At 56.9% G+C, this 16952-nt stretch carries 16 protein-coding genes; 5 read left to right on the top strand and 11 right to left on the bottom strand.

Annotation, left to right across the window (positions count from 1 at the left end):
- Positions 1–198 precede the first annotated feature (198 nt).
- Complete coding sequence (cphA, locus tag ROI90_RS12240; RefSeq protein WP_315998633.1) at positions 199–2832, top strand: cyanophycin synthetase; 2634 nt, start codon at positions 199–201, stop codon at positions 2830–2832.
- A gap of 148 nt (positions 2833–2980) precedes the next feature.
- Here cphA and ROI90_RS12245 read toward each other — a convergent pair whose 3' ends face one another.
- Both ROI90_RS12245 and ROI90_RS12250 read right to left on the bottom strand, forming a co-directional pair.
- Entirely contained in the window at positions 2981–3532 is a 552-nt protein-coding gene (locus ROI90_RS12245) for a GNAT family N-acetyltransferase (protein WP_315998634.1), read from the bottom strand.
- A 156-nt stretch (positions 3533–3688) separates the two neighbouring features.
- Positions 3689–4636, bottom strand: a complete 948-nt coding sequence (locus ROI90_RS12250) for a hypothetical protein (RefSeq protein ID WP_315998635.1) — start codon at positions 4634–4636, stop codon at positions 3689–3691.
- Between the two features lie 115 nt (positions 4637–4751).
- On the opposite strand from ROI90_RS12250, the gene ROI90_RS12255 reads away from it, so the two are divergent.
- Both ROI90_RS12255 and kdsA read left to right on the top strand, forming a co-directional pair.
- Entirely contained in the window at positions 4752–5363 is a 612-nt protein-coding gene (locus ROI90_RS12255; RefSeq protein ID WP_315998636.1) for a methyltransferase domain-containing protein, read from the top strand.
- 341 nt (positions 5364–5704) lie between these two features.
- Positions 5705–6559 carry a 3-deoxy-8-phosphooctulonate synthase gene (gene kdsA / locus ROI90_RS12260; RefSeq protein WP_315998637.1) on the top strand — a complete coding sequence of 285 codons (855 nt, stop codon included), beginning with the start codon at positions 5705–5707 and terminating at the stop codon, positions 6557–6559.
- 66 nt (positions 6560–6625) lie between these two features.
- On the opposite strand, the gene ROI90_RS12265 is transcribed toward kdsA, so the two are convergent.
- Complete coding sequence (locus tag ROI90_RS12265; protein WP_315998638.1) at positions 6626–7456, bottom strand: O-methyltransferase; 831 nt, start codon at positions 7454–7456, stop codon at positions 6626–6628.
- Positions 7457–7639: 183 nt separating this feature from the next.
- Complete coding sequence (gene apaG / locus ROI90_RS12270; protein ID WP_315998639.1) at positions 7640–8026, bottom strand: Co2+/Mg2+ efflux protein ApaG; 387 nt, start codon at positions 8024–8026, stop codon at positions 7640–7642.
- A 114-nt stretch (positions 8027–8140) separates the two neighbouring features.
- On the opposite strand from apaG, the gene ung reads away from it, so the two are divergent.
- The gene (gene ung / locus ROI90_RS12275) at positions 8141–8806 is read left to right on the top strand and encodes a uracil-DNA glycosylase (RefSeq protein ID WP_315998640.1); all 666 of its coding nucleotides are present in this window, start codon (positions 8141–8143) and stop codon (positions 8804–8806) included.
- Positions 8807–8992: 186 nt separating this feature from the next.
- Here the strand turns inward: ung and lepB are convergent, their stop codons facing one another.
- From lepB to ROI90_RS12310, 7 genes are all read right to left on the bottom strand, one after another.
- The gene (lepB, locus tag ROI90_RS12280; RefSeq protein ID WP_315998641.1) at positions 8993–10210 is read right to left on the bottom strand and encodes a signal peptidase I; all 1218 of its coding nucleotides are present in this window, start codon (positions 10208–10210) and stop codon (positions 8993–8995) included.
- A gap of 158 nt (positions 10211–10368) precedes the next feature.
- Complete coding sequence (dapB, locus tag ROI90_RS12285; protein ID WP_315998642.1) at positions 10369–11088, bottom strand: 4-hydroxy-tetrahydrodipicolinate reductase; 720 nt, start codon at positions 11086–11088, stop codon at positions 10369–10371.
- A gap of 62 nt (positions 11089–11150) precedes the next feature.
- The gene (locus ROI90_RS12290) at positions 11151–11780 is read right to left on the bottom strand and encodes a DUF5683 domain-containing protein (RefSeq protein WP_315998643.1); all 630 of its coding nucleotides are present in this window, start codon (positions 11778–11780) and stop codon (positions 11151–11153) included.
- Positions 11777–12391: a DUF5683 domain-containing protein gene (locus ROI90_RS12295; protein WP_315998644.1), complete on the bottom strand. Its 615-nt coding sequence runs from the start codon at positions 12389–12391 to the stop codon at positions 11777–11779. The genes ROI90_RS12290 and ROI90_RS12295 overlap by 4 nt, the downstream gene beginning before the upstream one ends.
- A 50-nt stretch (positions 12392–12441) precedes the next feature.
- On the bottom strand, positions 12442–13386 hold the full coding sequence (locus ROI90_RS12300) for a ParB/RepB/Spo0J family partition protein (RefSeq protein WP_315998645.1): 945 nt from the start codon (positions 13384–13386) through the stop codon (positions 12442–12444).
- Between the two features lie 189 nt (positions 13387–13575).
- Positions 13576–14388 (bottom strand): ParA family protein, encoded by an 813-nt coding sequence (locus ROI90_RS12305; RefSeq protein WP_315998646.1) that lies wholly within the window; start codon positions 14386–14388, stop codon positions 13576–13578.
- Positions 14389–14490: 102 nt separating this feature from the next.
- A complete protein-coding gene (locus ROI90_RS12310; protein WP_315998647.1) occupies positions 14491–15168 on the bottom strand; it encodes a metal-dependent hydrolase in 678 nt (225 codons plus the stop codon).
- A gap of 84 nt (positions 15169–15252) precedes the next feature.
- On the opposite strand from ROI90_RS12310, the gene ROI90_RS12315 reads away from it, so the two are divergent.
- A complete protein-coding gene (locus ROI90_RS12315; protein ID WP_315998648.1) occupies positions 15253–16926 on the top strand; it encodes an ABC transporter substrate-binding protein in 1674 nt (557 codons plus the stop codon).
- The last annotated feature ends 26 nt before the right edge of the window (positions 16927–16952 follow it).

A 16952-nucleotide genomic window follows, 5' to 3' on the forward strand; every position in this document is an offset into this window, starting at 1 on the left:
GTTGATTAGCCCCGACCGGGGTTTTTTGCGTCTAGGCCGGCGGGTAGAAAAAAACTTGCCGACCTTGGAGGCTGAGAATGACCCGCTAAGCTCAAGCATAAGGTGCCCCGCTCATAAAAGGTTTGCTGCGGCATAATCCCTACATTCAATTCCGCGTAGAAACGCGCACGCAACGATAATTTCCACCTCTCTCCCCACATGAAGATACTTGACCTTCGCACGATGCGCGGCCCCAGCTATTGGTCCGTGAAACATTACAAGCTGATTGTAATGAAGGTGGATATGCAGGATCTGGCTGATGTATGGTCAAACAACACGCCCGCCCTGGCCGAAAACTTGCCTAGCCTGCTACCGGAGCTATTGGAGTTGCAACCGCACCAGGAAGCTGGCAAACACGGCCCTAAAAACCCACCGCTTACCGAAGAACAACTTCAGGATGGTGAACCCCTGGGCCACGTTATCCAACAGGTGGCTTTGGCTTTGCAGCGCACGGCTGGTATGCCGGTGTACTGGGGGAAATCATATCCGGCGCACCAGGAGGGAGTGGAGTTTGTGGTATTCAGCTACCAGGAGGAGCGGGCCGGGCGCATGGCCGCTGAGGCCGCCGTGCAACTGGTAGATGACCTCTGCCACGGCCGGGAGGTAAGCGTGAAACCCATTGTGGACGAACTGCATGAAATCCGGGAGGAAGAATTCTTTGGTCCCAGCACCTACAGCATTGTAGCGGAAGCCGCCTCGCGCAACATTCCCTACATCCAGCTCAAAAATAGCAGTATTATCCAGCTGGGCTACGGGGTTAATCAGAAGCGAATCTGGGCCACCACTACCAGCTACACTTCCCACGCGGGTGTGGAAGTAGCTGGTAATAAAAACCGCACCAAAGCCATGCTGAAGGATGCGGGTGTGCCCGTGCCTTACGGTACTACCGTGTACTCCGAGGACGGCTTACGCGACGCAGTGGAGGAATTGGGTTTCCCCATCGTGACCAAGCCCCTGGATGGCAACCACGGCAAGGGGGCCACCATTCGCATTATGAACTGGGAAGATGCGGTGGAGGGCCTGAAAGCGGCGCAGAAATACTCTCGCGCCGTAATTGTGGAGCAGTTCATTGAGGGCGACGACTACCGTATGTTGGTGGTAAACGGCAAGCTCATTGCCGCCGCCAAACGCACCCCGGCCGCCGTAACCGGCAACGGGCAGCACACTATTCAACAGCTGATCGAGGAAGTTAACAAAGACTCCCGCCGGGGCTTCGGTCACGAAAAGGTGCTCACCAGCATCAAGGCCGACCAGCACACGCTGGACATCCTCACCAAGCAAGACCTGACGTTGGAATCGGTGCTGCCGGCTGGGCAGACGCTGTATTTGAAAAGCACCGCCAACATTAGCACCGGCGGTACTGCTACTGACGTTACCGACCTAGTGCACCCCTACAACCTGCTGCTGGCGGAACGCGTGGCCGGTATTGTGGGGCTCGATATCTGCGGTATTGATTTGCTGACTTCTGATATTGCTATTCCGCTGAATGAAACGCGTGGGGCTGTTATTGAGGTAAATGCCGCCCCAGGTTTCCGCATGCACATTTCACCCACCGAGGGCCTGCCGCGCAACGTGGCGGCGCCAGTGGTAGATATGCTGTTTCCGCAGGGCAGCACGGCCCGTATTCCAATCTTTGCGGTAACCGGCACCAACGGCAAAACTACTACCTCCCAGCTGCTGGCCCACATTGTGGCTTCCAAGGGCTATAAAGTAGGTTTTACCACCACCAACGGCATTTACATTCAGGGCGTACAGCTGCAAAGTGGTGACTGCACCGGCGGGGTGAGTGCCGAGTTTGTGCTGAAAGACCCCACCGTAAACTTTGCCGTGCTGGAAACGGCCCGCGGCGGCATGCTTCGCTCGGGCCTGGGCTTCCATACCTGCGACGTAGCCATTGTGACCAACGTGGCTGCCGACCACCTGGGGATGCGCGACATTTACACGGTGGAGGAAATGGCGGCGGTAAAGGGCGTGTTGCCTCGCACCGTGCGCAAAAACGGCTGGGCCGTACTCAACGCCGACGACGACCTGGTGTACGCCATGCGCGAGAAATTGGAATGCCGGGTAGCGCTGTTCAGTATGGATGAGCACAGCCCCCGCATCCGGGAGCACGCCGAGCAGGGCGGACTGGCGGCCGTGTATGAGGAGGGCTACATTTCGATTTACAAAAACAGCTACAAACTGCGTATCGACCGGGCCGCCGAATTTCCCATTACGTTTGGTGGGCGGGCGACCTTTAACATTGAAAACTCCCTGGCCGCCGCCCTGGCCTGCTACTGCTACGGGTTCGATAAGGACGACATCAAGTTGGCATTGCGTACGTTTGTGCCCTCGGCGGCCAAAACCCCAGGCCGCATGAACGTCTATAAATTCCCGCAGTTTGAGGTAATTGTCGACTATGCCCACAACACCCACGGCATCGAGAAATTTGCCCAGTTCCTGAATGCCACTGAGGCCACGCACAAAGTAGGAGTTGTATCGGGTCTGGGCGACCGGCGCGACGAGGACACGCTGGGCTTTTCCCGCATTGCGGGCACCATCTTCGACGAGGTAGTGCTGCGCCAGGACCGGGACCTGCGGGGCAAAACCGCCGAGCAACTCAAGGAAATCATGGAGCGCGGCCTGCGGCTGGACAACCCCGAGCTGCCGATTACCTACATCGAAAACGAAATGGACGCCATTGACCACGTGCTGGCCACGGCCAAGCCCGGCTCAGTAGTGGTACTGTTCACGGAGAATATCAAAGCTACGCTCAAGAAGCTGGACGACTTCGAGGCTTCCTTGGCCCAGTAGGTATTTCTGGCCTAACTCTTAGGTTTCAGCTACAGCAGCTCGTTCCTGCAAAAACCAGGCAGCGCCGCCCATTGGGCCGGCGCTGCTTGCGGTTTAGGCTATCTGGGCTTCTGGCCACATCGGCTGATTTAGGGTTGTTCCTCGGGCTTTACGCAGGCGTGGCTCGAGTGACCCAGGCCTGCTTCGTTACTTCGAATACGAAATTAAGCTTCGGCTGCTCACCGTAGTATGTGACCTCCTGCTCGTCAACTTTGGTGGCACCCAAACGCTCAATGGCAATTTGCGACCGTACGTTGTCCGCTCCGATGTGAAAGCGCACAGTGTCCACAAATTGAAACGCGTAGTCTAGCAGCAGCTTTTTTACGGCTGGATTGATGCCTTTGCCCCAGGATTGTGTTCCGTAGAAGGTATACCCGATAAGAATGCTGTTATCCTGGGCAGAATAGTCGTAGAAGCGGGTGCTGCCCACGGTAGCTCCCGTTGCCTTATCCATAATTTTAAAGGCTCCTTGGCTTTGCATGGCGCCCGCAAAGAAGATGGTGAAAACTGGCTTCTGCCACCGGTCCTTGTTAGGGTGCTGCTCCCAGATTTTGGGGTCGGCGGCTACTGCGTATACATCAGCAAAATCTTCTTGCTGCAGGGGCAGCAACCGGATAGCATCGGTTTCCAGAATGGGCTGAAGCGGGAAGGGGGGCATCATGGTTGAGGCGAAGGTGATTTTCTGCTCCTGAATGTAGCTGTCTGCTGCTAGGTACTAAGCAGAAAAAAGCGCCGACCCCAGTGGTCGGCGCTTTTTTCAAAGTAGTTGCTTGCACGCTTCCTCAACTCAGGTGAGGTACGCTAACGGCCTAGCTGGCTATTTCAGTGTAAAGGTGGTTTTGCCAATCATCACGCCGCCCTCATACAGCTCCACGGTATGCAGGCCGGTTTTGTAGGCCGCGCCTTTGGCGTAGAGGAACTGCACGGGCTGGCGGGTGTTGTCGAACACGATATCCTGCTTGGCCGTGTAGAAAGCCTCTGCTCCGTCAATCATGAAAGTGCCGCCGCCAGTGCTCAGGTTGTAGAGGGCCGCGCCATCGGGCTCAATCAGGCGCATCATGATTTGCTTGGTTTCCTTCGGCGACACGTCGTTGCGGCCCAGGTTGAAGGTAATCTTGATTTTCTCGACGCGTTTAGCCTTGAACTCGTTGTCGTCGTCGGCCTTCTCTTTTTCCCGGCTGTTTACCACGCCCACCCGAATGTTCTCGGCCTGCAAGCGTGAGGCTACGGCCACTTTCTCGCTCAGCTCCTGGTTGGAGCGCACTACCGTCGAAATGGTATCGGTGAGCTTGTTTTGGCGCTCTTTCAGCGTAGTAGTTTCAGTGTAGAGTGCTTCGTTGTCGGCTTTCAGCTGGGCAATTTCCTCGTCCTTCTTACGCAGCTGCGTTTCAAAGTTGGCGGCGCGCTGCTTGAAGCGCTGCTGCTCGGCAATGCTAAAGCTGCCGGCCCGGAAAGAGCGGAGCTTCAGCAGGTCAGCATTGATTTGGGACAGCTTAGCTTCCAAGGAGTCGTTGGCCAGGCCCATGCCCTGTACTTCCTGGCTTTGGCGCTCATAATCGGCCTTCAGGGTTTCGTACTGCTTGATTTGCTCTTCCAGCTTGGCATCCTTGGTCACCACATCAGCCTGCAGCTGCTCATTCTGCTTGCTTTTCTGCTGATTCATGTAGAAAAGCACGCCATTGATGCCCAGCAGGACCAGAATCAGGGCCACAATCAGCAGGACGCGGTTGTTGTTCTTGGGCTCGGGGCTGTGGTCTTGTTCCATTGCAGGAGGGGTTAAGTGAAAGCCCGGAGAGTCCGGGCGCAGGTAGTACCTTTAGGGCAAAAATAACGGAGTTCCGTACCCAGGCAAGTGCCGAAGATACAACCCTGCCGCAATTATGCTTCCGGATTCGCTACTTGACGCCGCCTATTGGCAGCAGCGCTACGTAACCGGCCAAACCGCCTGGGATACGGGCCGGATAACGCCGCCCTTGCAGGAATATTTCACCCAGCTCGGCCCACCGGATGCCCGGCGAATTCTGATTCCGGGGGCAGGGCGCGCCTATGAGGCTGAGTATCTGCATACTGCCGGCTGGCCAACTATAATAGTGGCCGATGTAGCACCTGAACCGTTGCAGAACCTCCAACAGCGCGTACCCAGCTTCCCGGCAGAGCACCTGCTACTCGTTGATTTTTTTGCGCTGGAGCCCACGCCTCCCTTCGACCTCATCGTGGAGCAAACATTTTTCTGTGCCCTCGACCCCGCCTTGCGCCCGGCCTATGCCCGACAATGCGCCCACCTGCTGCGGCCCGGTGGTACGCTTATGGGGTTGCTCTTCGATACGGAATTCAGCAAGCCCGGCCCCCCGTTTGGTGGCTCCCGCGAAGAATACCGGGCATATTTTGCGCCCTACTTTGAGTTCGTGCATTTTGATACGGCCACCAACTCCCTGCCGCCTCGCCGGGGGAGGGAGCTATTCATTTGCCTGCGTCGAAAAGAAATGAATTGAGTATGATGCCAACGCCACGCCGGGTTGCATTCACCTTGTTATTGGTGCCAGTCGCTGCGCTGTGGCTTGTGAGCATATTAGCAGTCATTTCATTCGCCTACGCTATTTTCCGCACGTTTTTGTTTCCCTACACGGAACAGGAGTTAGTCCAGACAGTATTGTGGGAATCCGAAGACAGAGATGTTTACGTGCTGTTCTTTTTGTTAAGCTTTGTGGCACTATGCATCTTTTCTTGGGTGCTAAAGAAAACCGTGTATTTGCTACGATTGCGCGCTGGAAGCCATTCTAACACAGTAGCGCTAGTTTAAAAAACCGTTCACCTTCATCATTCTTGCCCTCCTATGCTTGCCCAACTCGCCACCGCGCTGCCCCACTTTCGCAATACTAACTCCGGCCAGTTTTTCCTGATGGCTGGGCCCTGCGTGATTGAGGGCGAAGATATGGCCCTGCGCATTGCCGAGCAGGTGCGCACCATCACCGACCGGCTCCAAATTCCCTTCATCTTTAAAGGCTCCTACCGCAAGGCCAACCGCAGCCGCCTGGATTCTTACACCGGCATCGGTGATGAGAAAGCCCTGCGGATTCTGCAGAAAGTAAGCCAGGAAATTGGCGTGCCCACCGTCACGGACATTCACGAATCGGAGGAAGCGGCTATGGCCGCCGAATACGTAGATGTGCTGCAGATTCCGGCCTTCCTGTGCCGCCAGACCGATTTGCTGATTGCCGCCGCAAAAACCGGCAAAGTGGTGAACGTGAAGAAAGGCCAGTTTTTGAGTGGCGAATCCATGCAGTTCGCGGTGGATAAGGTGCGCCAGTCGGGCAACCCCCACGTTATCCTCACCGACCGGGGCAACTCCTTCGGCTATTCTGATTTAGTGGTAGACTACCGCAACCTGCCCATCATGCGCGAGTTTGGGGTGCCCGTAGTGATGGACGTGACCCACTCCCTGCAGCAGCCCAACCAGAGCAGCGGCGTAACCGGCGGCAAGCCCCAACTCATCGAAACTATTGCCAAGGCGGCCATTGCCGTAGGTGCCGACGGCCTGTTCATCGAAACCCACCCCACGCCCGCCACGGCCAAATCCGACGGAGCCAATATGCTGGCGTTGGATGGGTTGGAAACCCTGCTGCGTAAGCTGACCCGGGTGCGCGAGGCCATTCGGGAAGACGCGGCCGGTGGCCCTGTGCCCATGTAAGCCTGGGAGCTAATCCGGTGTTATAGCAACAGGGTCGTTACGCACAACGTAACGACCCTGTTGCTATTAAGAAGCCAGAAATTTAATCCGTTCCAGCACCTTATCCAGTAGGTTATTAAAGCGGAGGGTAAAGTGTTGTTTAGGCTGGTTGCGGCGGAAGAATACCAGTCCGATGTAGAACAGGTCGATGGTGAGGGTCACGTCGGGGTGCTGTTTCACCGCTTCCCAGGCCCGCTCCATCTCCTCCGACCAGTGAATATCGTCCAGCACGAACACGCTATGCTCAGTGCGGTGCTGGTTTAACAGTTCAAAGTAGCGCAGAGTAGGCTCATAGCGGTGGTTGCCGTCGAAGAAGGCAAAATCAACGGGCGTTTCCAGGGCGGCCACAGTAGGAGCCAGGGTGTCGTCGAGGTTGCCTTCCATAATTTCCGCGTTGCGCACTTGCACGACCTCAAATGTGCGTTGGGCTACGGCCGCCGTAGCCGGGCAGCCTTCAAAAGTTACCACCCGGGCCTGCGTAGCAGCCAGGGCCAGGTAGGAAGTGGTGAGGCCCAGGGAAGTGCCGAGCTCAACCACCGTGCGCGGCTGGAAGTGATTTACCAAGCGAAACAACAGCTGGCCCAACTCTGGGGGTTTAGCGGCGGTGCGGGCAATGTCGCGCAGGCGGCGGGTGCGGCCGGCACCCGTGCGGGAGCCCGCGCCAAAATCCCGTATCTGAATAGTGGTGGCATCGTGGTACAGTTCCACGCGGCGGTTTTCTACCACGCCGTACGCCTCAAAGTGGCCGTCGTGGTTGATAACGTGCGCGTACAAGCTAAATACGAAAGGGGAGTGCAGCCCATGCGCGTTGCCGGAGCGCCACAGAAACCGAAAAAAACTGAAAACCTGAAAGAGCAAAGCGCGCAGAAGCTGAAGTGGACTGCCCTCCTGGCAGGTGTACCAGCAAAGCCGCCCGAAGATACAAGCAATACAAAAGCCGCCTCGAAGGAATCGGGGCGGCTTTCGGTAACTAGCTCAGAAATAGACCTACGTAGTGGAATGCTGGCAGGTAGTACCAGCGTCATTTCGCTCCGTTGGGGTTTAGTTGAGGCGGTAGGGTACTACCAGCGTGAACTCCGGAATTTCAACGGCAAATTCGCTGCCGTCCATTTGGCGCTCCATCTGGTAGGAACCACGCATTTTGCCCACGCCCGACTTCAGATTGCAACCCGACACGTACTGGTGCGACTCGCCGGGCTCCAGCACGGGTTGTTGGCCCACTACGCCTTCGCCTTCTACTTCGCGTACTACGCCATTGGCATCGTAAATGTACCAATGCCGACGCAGCAGCTTCACAGTATACTCGCTGTTGTTGCGGATATCAATTTTATAGGCAAAGACGTAATGCTCCTGGCCCGGGCTTGAATAATCGGGCAGGTAATTTGTCGTAACACTCACGGTCACGCCTTGGGTGGTCGTCGTATTCATAACGTCTGGAGTTCCGAGAAGAGAAAAAAGCGAACAGCCGTATGCGGAAGTTAGTTTATCTACGCAGCCGGCGCACCTCTTGGCCCACCCACCCGAAAAATAATCCTCCCCCGTATGTCTGTAAAGATAGAAGAAAGCTGGCGCAAGGTACTAGCCGCCGAATTTGAGAAACCGTATTTCCAGCATCTTATTGCCTTCGTGAAGGGCGAATATGCCACGGCCACCGTATACCCGCCCGGCCCCCAAATTTTTCATGCCTTTGATGCCTGTCCCTTTGACCAGGTGAAGGTGGTTATTCTGGGCCAGGACCCCTACCACGGCAAAGGCCAGGCCCATGGTCTCAGCTTTTCGGTGGCGCCCGGCGTACGTACCCCGCCTTCTTTGCATAATATTTTCAAGGAACTCCAGAGTGACCTGCCCGGTACGCCTGCTCCGCCCGATGGCAACCTCGACCGGTGGGCGCAGCAGGGCGTACTACTACTCAACGCCACTCTCACGGTGCGGGCCAGTGACCCGGGCAGCCACCAGAAAAAAGGTTGGGAGCAGTTCACTGACGCCGTTATCCAGCAAATTTCTGACCGCAAGGAACACGTTGTATTCATCCTGTGGGGGGCCTATGCGCAGAAAAAAGGGGAAATCATTGATGCCAAAAAGCACCTGATTTTAAAAGCGGCCCATCCTTCACCCTATGCCGCCGACCGGGGTTTTTTCGGTAGTCGGCCCTTCAGTCAGACCAACACCTATCTGGAGCAGCACGGCGAACAGCCCATAGTGTGGTAACCAGCTCACAGATTTTGCGCAGTAGGATGGGCTCTAACGGATTACGTGCACGGTTGTATAAAGTGGCAACCCAGTATGCTCCACCGCCCGCTAACAAAAGAGGCTTGCCCAATCGGCAAGCCACTTTTGTTGTTGATAAGACGCGCGTAAAATCCGTGAGGATCCGTCTTGGTCTGTGAGCTTTGCTTAGTCCACCAGGTTGAAGAGGCGGTTCCAGCGGATTTTCTGCATGAAGGAAGCGTGCGGGTCCATTGACAGCCAGATGAGTACGGCCTTGCCCACAATGTGGTCGGCGGGCACAAAGCCCCAGAAGCGCGAGTCGAGGGAGTTGTGGCGGTTGTCGCCCATCATGAAATAGTAATTCTGCTTGAAGGTGTAGCTTTTCAATGGCTGCCCGTTCTGCAGAATCTGGCCGTTGGTATCCACACTCATGCCCTCATTGTGCTCATAGCGCAGAATAATTTTCTGGTAGAGAGCCGAATTTTGGGGCGTTAGCTGCACCGTTTGCCCCTCCTTCGGGATTTGGATGGGTCCGTAGTTATCCTTGTTCCAGGTAGGGAAAGGCAAGGGGTTTTGCACCGTAACGGACTGGGTAGGGATATAGTCTGGCACGTTGGGGAACACCTGCTGCCCGCGCTCCGGCTGCCCAACCGGCGTTTGCAGGTTGATGATGCCCTTCACGTAGGGCTGCTGCTTGAAGTACTCGTAGGCCGCCGGGGTCATGTGCACTTCGTAGCCGATACCATACTGCTCGGTTTGCATCTGGGGGGGCACGCCATCGGGGGTATCATAGTTTACCACACCAAACTTGCGGAAGTCCTCGGCCAGGTTTTCCCCCGTCGGGATTTGCAGGAAGTAGCTGCTCTGCATTTCCGGGTAGTTCTTGGCGGGCTTGCCGTTGATGAACACCTGGCCCTGCTTAATCTCCAGCACGTCGCCGGCAATGCCGATGCAGCGCTTAATGTAGTTGGTGCGCAAGTCGGCGGGGTGCTCGGCTTCAAACGGCACGTTGAACACCACCACGTCGTTGTTCTTCACCTCCGAGAAGCCCGGCAGCCGGTAGCTGGGCAGCTGAATCAGGTCGGAGTAGCTTTTCAGGCTGGTGCCCCACACCGTTTGGTGGGTAAGCGGAACCTGCAGAGGCGTTTGCGGGGTGCGCGGGCCGTAGTGTAGCTTGCTCACAAACAGGTAGTCGCCTACCAGTAAGGAGTGTTCCATAGAGGGCGTTGGAATCGTGTAGGCCTCAAAAGTGGCCCAGCGAATAAGCGTAGCCGCCACCACCGCAAACAGGATGGCATCGGCCCATTCGCGCGTGGCACTCTTGCGCTTTTTAGGTTCCTTGCCGGGCGTTACGGGAGTTGCCGGATTTTTCTCAAGGTATTTCTCCCAGGATTGTACTGCCATAGTAAGTCAGAGGCCAGAAAAGTAGAGGCGGCCGGAGCCGTTCCGGATTAACGCCGGAAGATGCGAAATAATGCTGTAAGAGGTGAAGTTGTGAAAGGTGAAGTTGTGAAATGCATTGTTTCTGGATTTCACAACTTCACCTTTCACAACTTCACCTCTTACAGCCCCAGCAAATCCTTCATGCCGAATACGCCTTGGCGGCCGGGCAGCCACTCGGCGGCCAGCAGGGCACCCTGCACAAATCCGTCGCGGGTGTGGGCTTCGTGCTTTAGCTCAATGGAGTCGGCGGGGGAGGTGTACGCAACGATGTGCGTGCCTACCACCGCACCCTCACGCTCCGACAGCACCGCCAACTCCTGGGGAGTGGTAGCTGCCTCATTGCGCCAAGTAGTTTTGGCGGGGAAGTGGCGCAAAATGCCTTCGGCGGCCGTGAGGGCCGTGCCGCTCGGCTGGTCGACCTTTTGGGTGTGGTGAATTTCCCGAACCTGCACATCGTAGCCCCCAAACTGGTGCATTTTGGCGGCTATGTACTCGTTGAAGTGGAAGAACAGGTTGACACCCACACTGTAGTTGGAAGCGTAGAATAGCGGAGTGCCCGTTTGCTTGCTCAGGGCCTGGGCCTCGGCAAAATGATGCAGCCAACCCGTAGAGCCGCACACCACCGGAATTCCCTGTTGCAGGCAAGCCACCACGTTCTGATAAGCCGCGTCAGGGTGCGTGAACTCAATGGCCGCGTCTGCCTCGGCTGGGGAGAAATCGGAAATTTGTACGGTAGGGTGGGAAGGGTCTACGATACCGGCAATTTGGTGGCCCCTGGCAATAGCCTGGGCTTCGATGGCCCGGCCCATTTTGCCGTAACCAATCAACAGGAGTTTCATACGAAAGAAGAGTTCAGATACGCAAATACCAACGACGGGCAGGAGCCAGTAGCCGGTACCTGTTATTTCAGGTGCAAGGTAAGCGCTAGGCCCGCAGTGGGCCCCGTGGTGGGGGTGGTGGGCAGTACAGCCGGGTCGAGGCGCAGGCTCAGATCCTCACTGATGTCGAAGTCGCGCAGGTGAGCGGCCACCAGCGCGTCCAGAATAGTAATGCCGTACACTACGGCGTTGTAGGCAATAAACGTGTCGCGGTAGCGGCGGTAAAACACAACGCCCCGCTGGATATTCTCAATGCTGGTTTCCTGGCTCACCAACTCGCCTTTAAGTTCGGCAATAGGCGTGCGTTTTTCGGTGAAATCCTTCTTGCCGTTGGAGTACTCTTTGTACCGTGACTGGTAGTGGTAAAGCCCGTAGCCCGTAGCCCCCAGGCCCCCATACACCAAAGGCAGTTTCCAATACTGTCGGTTATAGATTTGGCCAGAGCCCGGCAGAACCAGCGCCAACAGGGCTGCTTTTTGCGGGCGGGTCACGCGCTTACCAAAAAGCTTTTCTGTCCGCCGTAAAGAATCTGAAACGGAGCGGGTAGCTACTTTCGAGGAATCGGGGCCGGTTGTAACAGTTTGTGCGTGGGCCGTCAGGCCACCCAGCAACAAGAGAATGAAGGCCGCATACCATCTGAATAACATGTTCATAGGGTAGAGGGTAAGGACGCAGATGATTTTACCTGCAGTTGAAGCTGCAGACCAGTTGCCAAACCGCCCGTGGCCAGGGGCATTACGCTGGGCTTTATTCGCAGGGCCAATTCCTCGCTGATATCAAACTCCCTGAGGTGAGCATCGACTAAGGCATCCAGCGCTACCATGCCATAAGTCAAGGCCATGTAGCCGATAAACGTGTCGCGTTGTGTGCGGTACCTATCCAGGCCGGTGGCTACTCCCCGCGCGCTTTTTTCTTGCGTTACCAGTTTGCCGCTGAGTTCTGGAATGGTTTTGCCGGCCGATAACTCCCGCGACGCTACCGCATACTCCCGGTAGCGGGTTTGGTACTGATACAAGCCATATCCCACGCCCCCGAGAGCTCCATATACCAGCGGCAGCTTCCAGTATTTGCGATTGTACATCTGCCCGGCTCCGGGTAACAGCACTGAAAGCAGCACTGCCTTTTTGGGGCGGGAGAGGGCAGTACCAGCACCCGATACGGATAGAGGCCGCCGCGCAGAATCACGCACCACCGCCTGAGCTTGGACCGCCTCTGCCAGCCCACTCAGCAATACAACAGCAGCAGTAATGCGACTAGATGCCATTAGCAGTAGAAAGAAAGGGGCGGAACGATGTTCCGCCCTTTGGTAGTGTTCTAGGCTGGCTGCAGAATGTGGAGGATGCGTTGCATATCCTCTACTGAGTCGAAGGCTATTTTGATTTCGCCTCGGCCCTGGGGGCCCGGTTTCACCAGTACCCGGCTGCCAAACCGCTCCGAAAGGTGGCGCTCGGCCCGCTTCAGCTCGGCCTGGGGCACAGCGGGGGGCGCGGGCTGGGTATGTTTCTTCTCAGTTTCGGCGGCGCTGCCGTTGCGCACCAGCTGCTCCACCCGGCGCACCGACATATCCTCGGCTACGATGCGGTGGAACAGGGCTAGCTGCTGGTCAACGCTGTCGATGGTAATGAGGGCGCGGGCGTGGCCCATGCTAATCACACTGTCGCGCAGGCCAATCTGAATATCGGGCGGGAGCTTGAGCAGGCGCAGGTAGTTGGTTACCGTCGAGCGGTTTTTGCCCACCCGGTCACCTAGCTCCTCCTGCTTCAGGTTACACTCACTTACCAGCCGTTGGTAGCTGAGGGCAATTTCAATGGCATTGAGGTTTTCGCGCTGGATGTTCTCAATCAGGGCCATTTCCAGCATCTGCTGGTCGTCGGCCTTGCGGATGTAGGCCGGAATGGAATCCAGGCCGGCCAGCTTAGAAGCCTGCAAGCGCCGCTCCCCGCTGATGAGCTGGTAGGCGTTGGTGCCGGTTTGGCGTACCGTTACGGGCTGAATGATGCCCTGGATTTTGATGCTCTCGGCCAGTTCCTGCAGCGCATCCTGATCGAAGTGGGTGCGGGGCTGGTAGGGGTTGGCCTGGATATGACCCACCGGAATCAGGCCCACGGAGTTCACGGGGTGGGGCACCAGGCCCAGCCGCTCACTCTTTTTCTCGTAGCTGCCTTCAATGAGGGCATTCAGACCCCGGCCCAGGCCGCCAATCTTGCGCTTGGGCGCGGCAGCGGCCGGAATATTCTTCTCTTCGTTTTTCTCAGACATACCTGCAAGCAACGCCCACCCATTAGCAAGGAGGTGGAAGCGGGATTCAAAAATACACAAACGCCCGGGATGCCGGTACATTTTGTTCCACGCGAAATAAAAAACGTGGAACACCGTGGGCAACAGCCCGCAGAAGCCTATTAAAGAGAAATAAAAAAGGCCGGCGTATGTCGCCGGCCTTTTTTATTTCTACGCTGCGGTATCCTCCGTGGCCTCCTCGGGCTCGTCGGCCGCTTCCACGTTTTTCTCCACTATTTCGCGGGCCAGGTTTAAGTAGCTGATGCTTCCCTTGCTCTCGGCATCGTGCAGGATAACCGGAATGCCAAAGCTCGGCGACTCCGACAGTTTCACGTTGCGCGGAATGATTGTATCGAACACCAGTTGCTGAAAGTGCAGCTTTACTTCCTCCACTACCTGGTTACTCAGGCGCAGGCGCACATCGTACATCGTGAGCAGGATGCCCTCAATCTCCAGCTCCTCGTTCAGGCGGCTCTGGATGATTTTGACGGTGTTGAGCAGCTTGCCCAGGCCTTCGAGGGCGAAGTACTCGCACTGCACCGGAATAATGACCGAATGTGCGGCCGTGAGGGCATTCACCGTAATCAGACCCAGGGAAGGCGAGCAGTCGATGATAATGAAGTCGTACTGATCGGCCAGGGGCCGCAGCGCATCCTTCATCTTCTCTTCCCGGTTGGGCAGATTAATCATCTCCACCTCGGCACCTACCAGGTCAATGTGGGAGGGCATCAGGTCGAGGTGGGGAAGCAGGGTGGTTTGCAGGATGATATCCTGGGCGTTGATGCCGTCCACCATGCACTCGTAAATGCTGTTCTGAATGTCCTTCGGGTCGAAGCCGACGCCGGAAGTGGCATTAGCCTGCGGATCGGCATCCACGAGCAGGGTCCGATACTCCAGCGCTGCCAGGGAGGCCGCGAGGTTAATCGAGGAGGTGGTTTTGCCGACCCCACCCTTTTGGTTGGCTACCGCAATGATTTTGCCCATGTAGTTGAAGCAGTTAGCTGGCGGCAGTGCGCTGTCAGCTTATCTCAGATTATGCAAAAGAAGAAAAAGCGGCCAATTCCCAATGGGAAGTAGCTGCCCAGCTTACAAGGAAGTGGTTTCGCCCACGCTTAGCAACACTAACTCTTTGCCAGCCTGTGTAGCTTTAGCTTTGGCCTCGTCGTGGTTGATGGCAATGACCGGAAAGGAATCATAGTGCATGCCGATGATTTTGGAAGCACCAACCCAGTCGGCGGCTACCAGCGCATCGTCGATGCCCATGGTGTAATGGTCGCCGATGGGCAGAATGGCCAAATCCAGCTTATGCCGCTCACCAATGAGTTTCATGTCGTAGGTGAGGGCCGTGTCGCCGGCGAAGTAGAGGGTTTTACCCTCCGCCTGCACAATATATCCAGCGGCTACCCCGCCATACGAGCCATCGGGCAAGGAGCTGGAGTGGGCGGCGGCTACCATCGTCACGCTGCCGAAGGGCAGGTGCAAAGTGCCACCCAGGTTCATACCCACGGTTTGTAGGCCTTTCTGCTCAAACCAACCGGCTATTTCGGCAATGGCTACCACCTGTGCGCCGGTGCGCTTGCCAATTTCTTCAACGTCAGCCACATGGTCGCCGTGGCCGTGGGTGATGAGAATGTAGTCGGCTTGGATGGCATCAACGTCCACATCTGCGGCCAGCGGGTTGGGCCGGATAAACGGGTCGAAAAGCACTTTGCTGCCACCGGCTTCCAGCAGGAAGCAAGCGTGGCCGTAGTAGGTCAGGGTCATAGAAAACGGAGCAGGGTAGGTAGCCAGTGGGCTACAAACCCCGGATGGGATACCTTTGCAAATATACACTGTTTCGCCGTTCCCATGTTCCCGTTTTCGCGCCGTGTTGTTGGTTTTGCCCTGTTACTGCCTGGTTTGCTGGCTGCCTGCTCCGAGCAAGGTCCGGCCACTGAGCCCCGGCGGGTGTTCCGCTACAACCAGCCCGAAAGCCTGACTTCCCTGGACCCCGCGTTTGCCCGCAACCAGGCCAACACCTGGGCCGTGACCCAACTCTACAACGGCCTAGTAGAGCTGGACGACAGCCTCAAGCCCGGCCCGTCCGTCGCCCGCCGCTACGAAATCAGCCCCGATGGCCGCCGCTACACCTTCACGCTTCGGCCCGATGTGCAGTTTCACGATTCGGAGGTGTTCCCGGGCGGTAAGGGGCGGCGCGTAACGGCTCAGGACTTCGTGTACTCGTTCCGGCGGCTGCTGGATGGAGCTACGGCCAGCCCCGGCGGCTGGATTTTCCGGGGCAAAGTGCTGGCGAAGCCCGATGGGGAGCCTTCGGATACCTGCTTCGTGGCCGTGAATGACTCCACGCTACGCATCCATTTGCAGGAGCCCTTTATTCCGTTTCTAGGGATTCTGACGATGCCCTACGCCTACGTAGTGCCGCGGGAGGCCGTGCAGAAGTGGGGCAAGGATTTTCGGGAGCATCCGGTGGGCACGGGGCCGTTTCGGTTCAAGGAGTGGGACGAGGGTAATGCCATCATCTACCACCGTAACCCCATGTACTGGAAAAAAGACGCCCAGGGCCAGCGGCTACCCTACTTGGATGCCGTGCAGATCAGCTTTATCCAGGACCGCAAAACCGAGTTCCTGACCTTTATGCAGGGTAAGCTGGATTTCCTGAGCGGCATCCGCAGCGGCTCCCGCGACCTGATTATGTACCCTGATGGTACTGTACGAGAGGATTTCAAGGGTAAGTTCCGGCTGCAGAAGGTGCCCTACCTCAATACCGAGTACCTGGGTATGCAGCAGGACCTGACTAACCTGCGCGGCGACAACCTCACCACCGGGAAAGCCCTGCAGGACAAGCGCGTGCGCCAAGCCCTGAACTATGCCCTTAACAAGCCCGAGTTTCTGGCCTATTTCCTTAACAACGTAGGCAAGCCCGGAAATTCAGGGTTTGTGCCAGCCTCACTACCCTCGTTTAGCGCCGAGAAAGTGCCCGGCTACACCTATCAGCCCGAAAAAGCCCGGCAACTGCTGCGCGCCGCCGGCTACGGCCCCGGAAAGCCCCTACGCCTGCGCCTGAACACGGTGGCCGAAAGCAAGGAGTTCTGTGAGTACTACCAGAAAAAGTGGGCCGACGTGGGCGTGCAGGTAGAAATTGACGTGAATCAGGGTGCGGCCCACGGGGAAATGATTGACAACGGCCGCGCCGCCTTTTTCACCCGCAGCTGGCTGGGCGACTACCCCGACGCCGAAAACTACTTAGCCCTGTTCTACAGCCCCAACTTCGCCCCGGCCGGCCCCAACAAAACCCACTTCAAGCGCCCCGCCTACGACCAGCTTTACCAGCAAGCCAAGCTGGAACAGGACGCCGACAAACGCTACGCCCTCTACCAGCAAATGGACCGCCTGGTAACCGAGGAGTGCCCCGTTATTGCCGTGTACTATGATGAAGTGGTGCGCCTCACCCAGAACAATGTGCAGGGCCTCACCCCCAACCCCATGAACCAGCTGGTACTGGAGCGGGTGAAAAAGAATTAAAAATTAAGAATTAGGAATTAAAACTG

Source organism: Hymenobacter endophyticus, assembly GCF_032464715.1.
Classification (GTDB): Bacteria; Bacteroidota; Bacteroidia; order Cytophagales; family Hymenobacteraceae; genus Hymenobacter; species Hymenobacter endophyticus.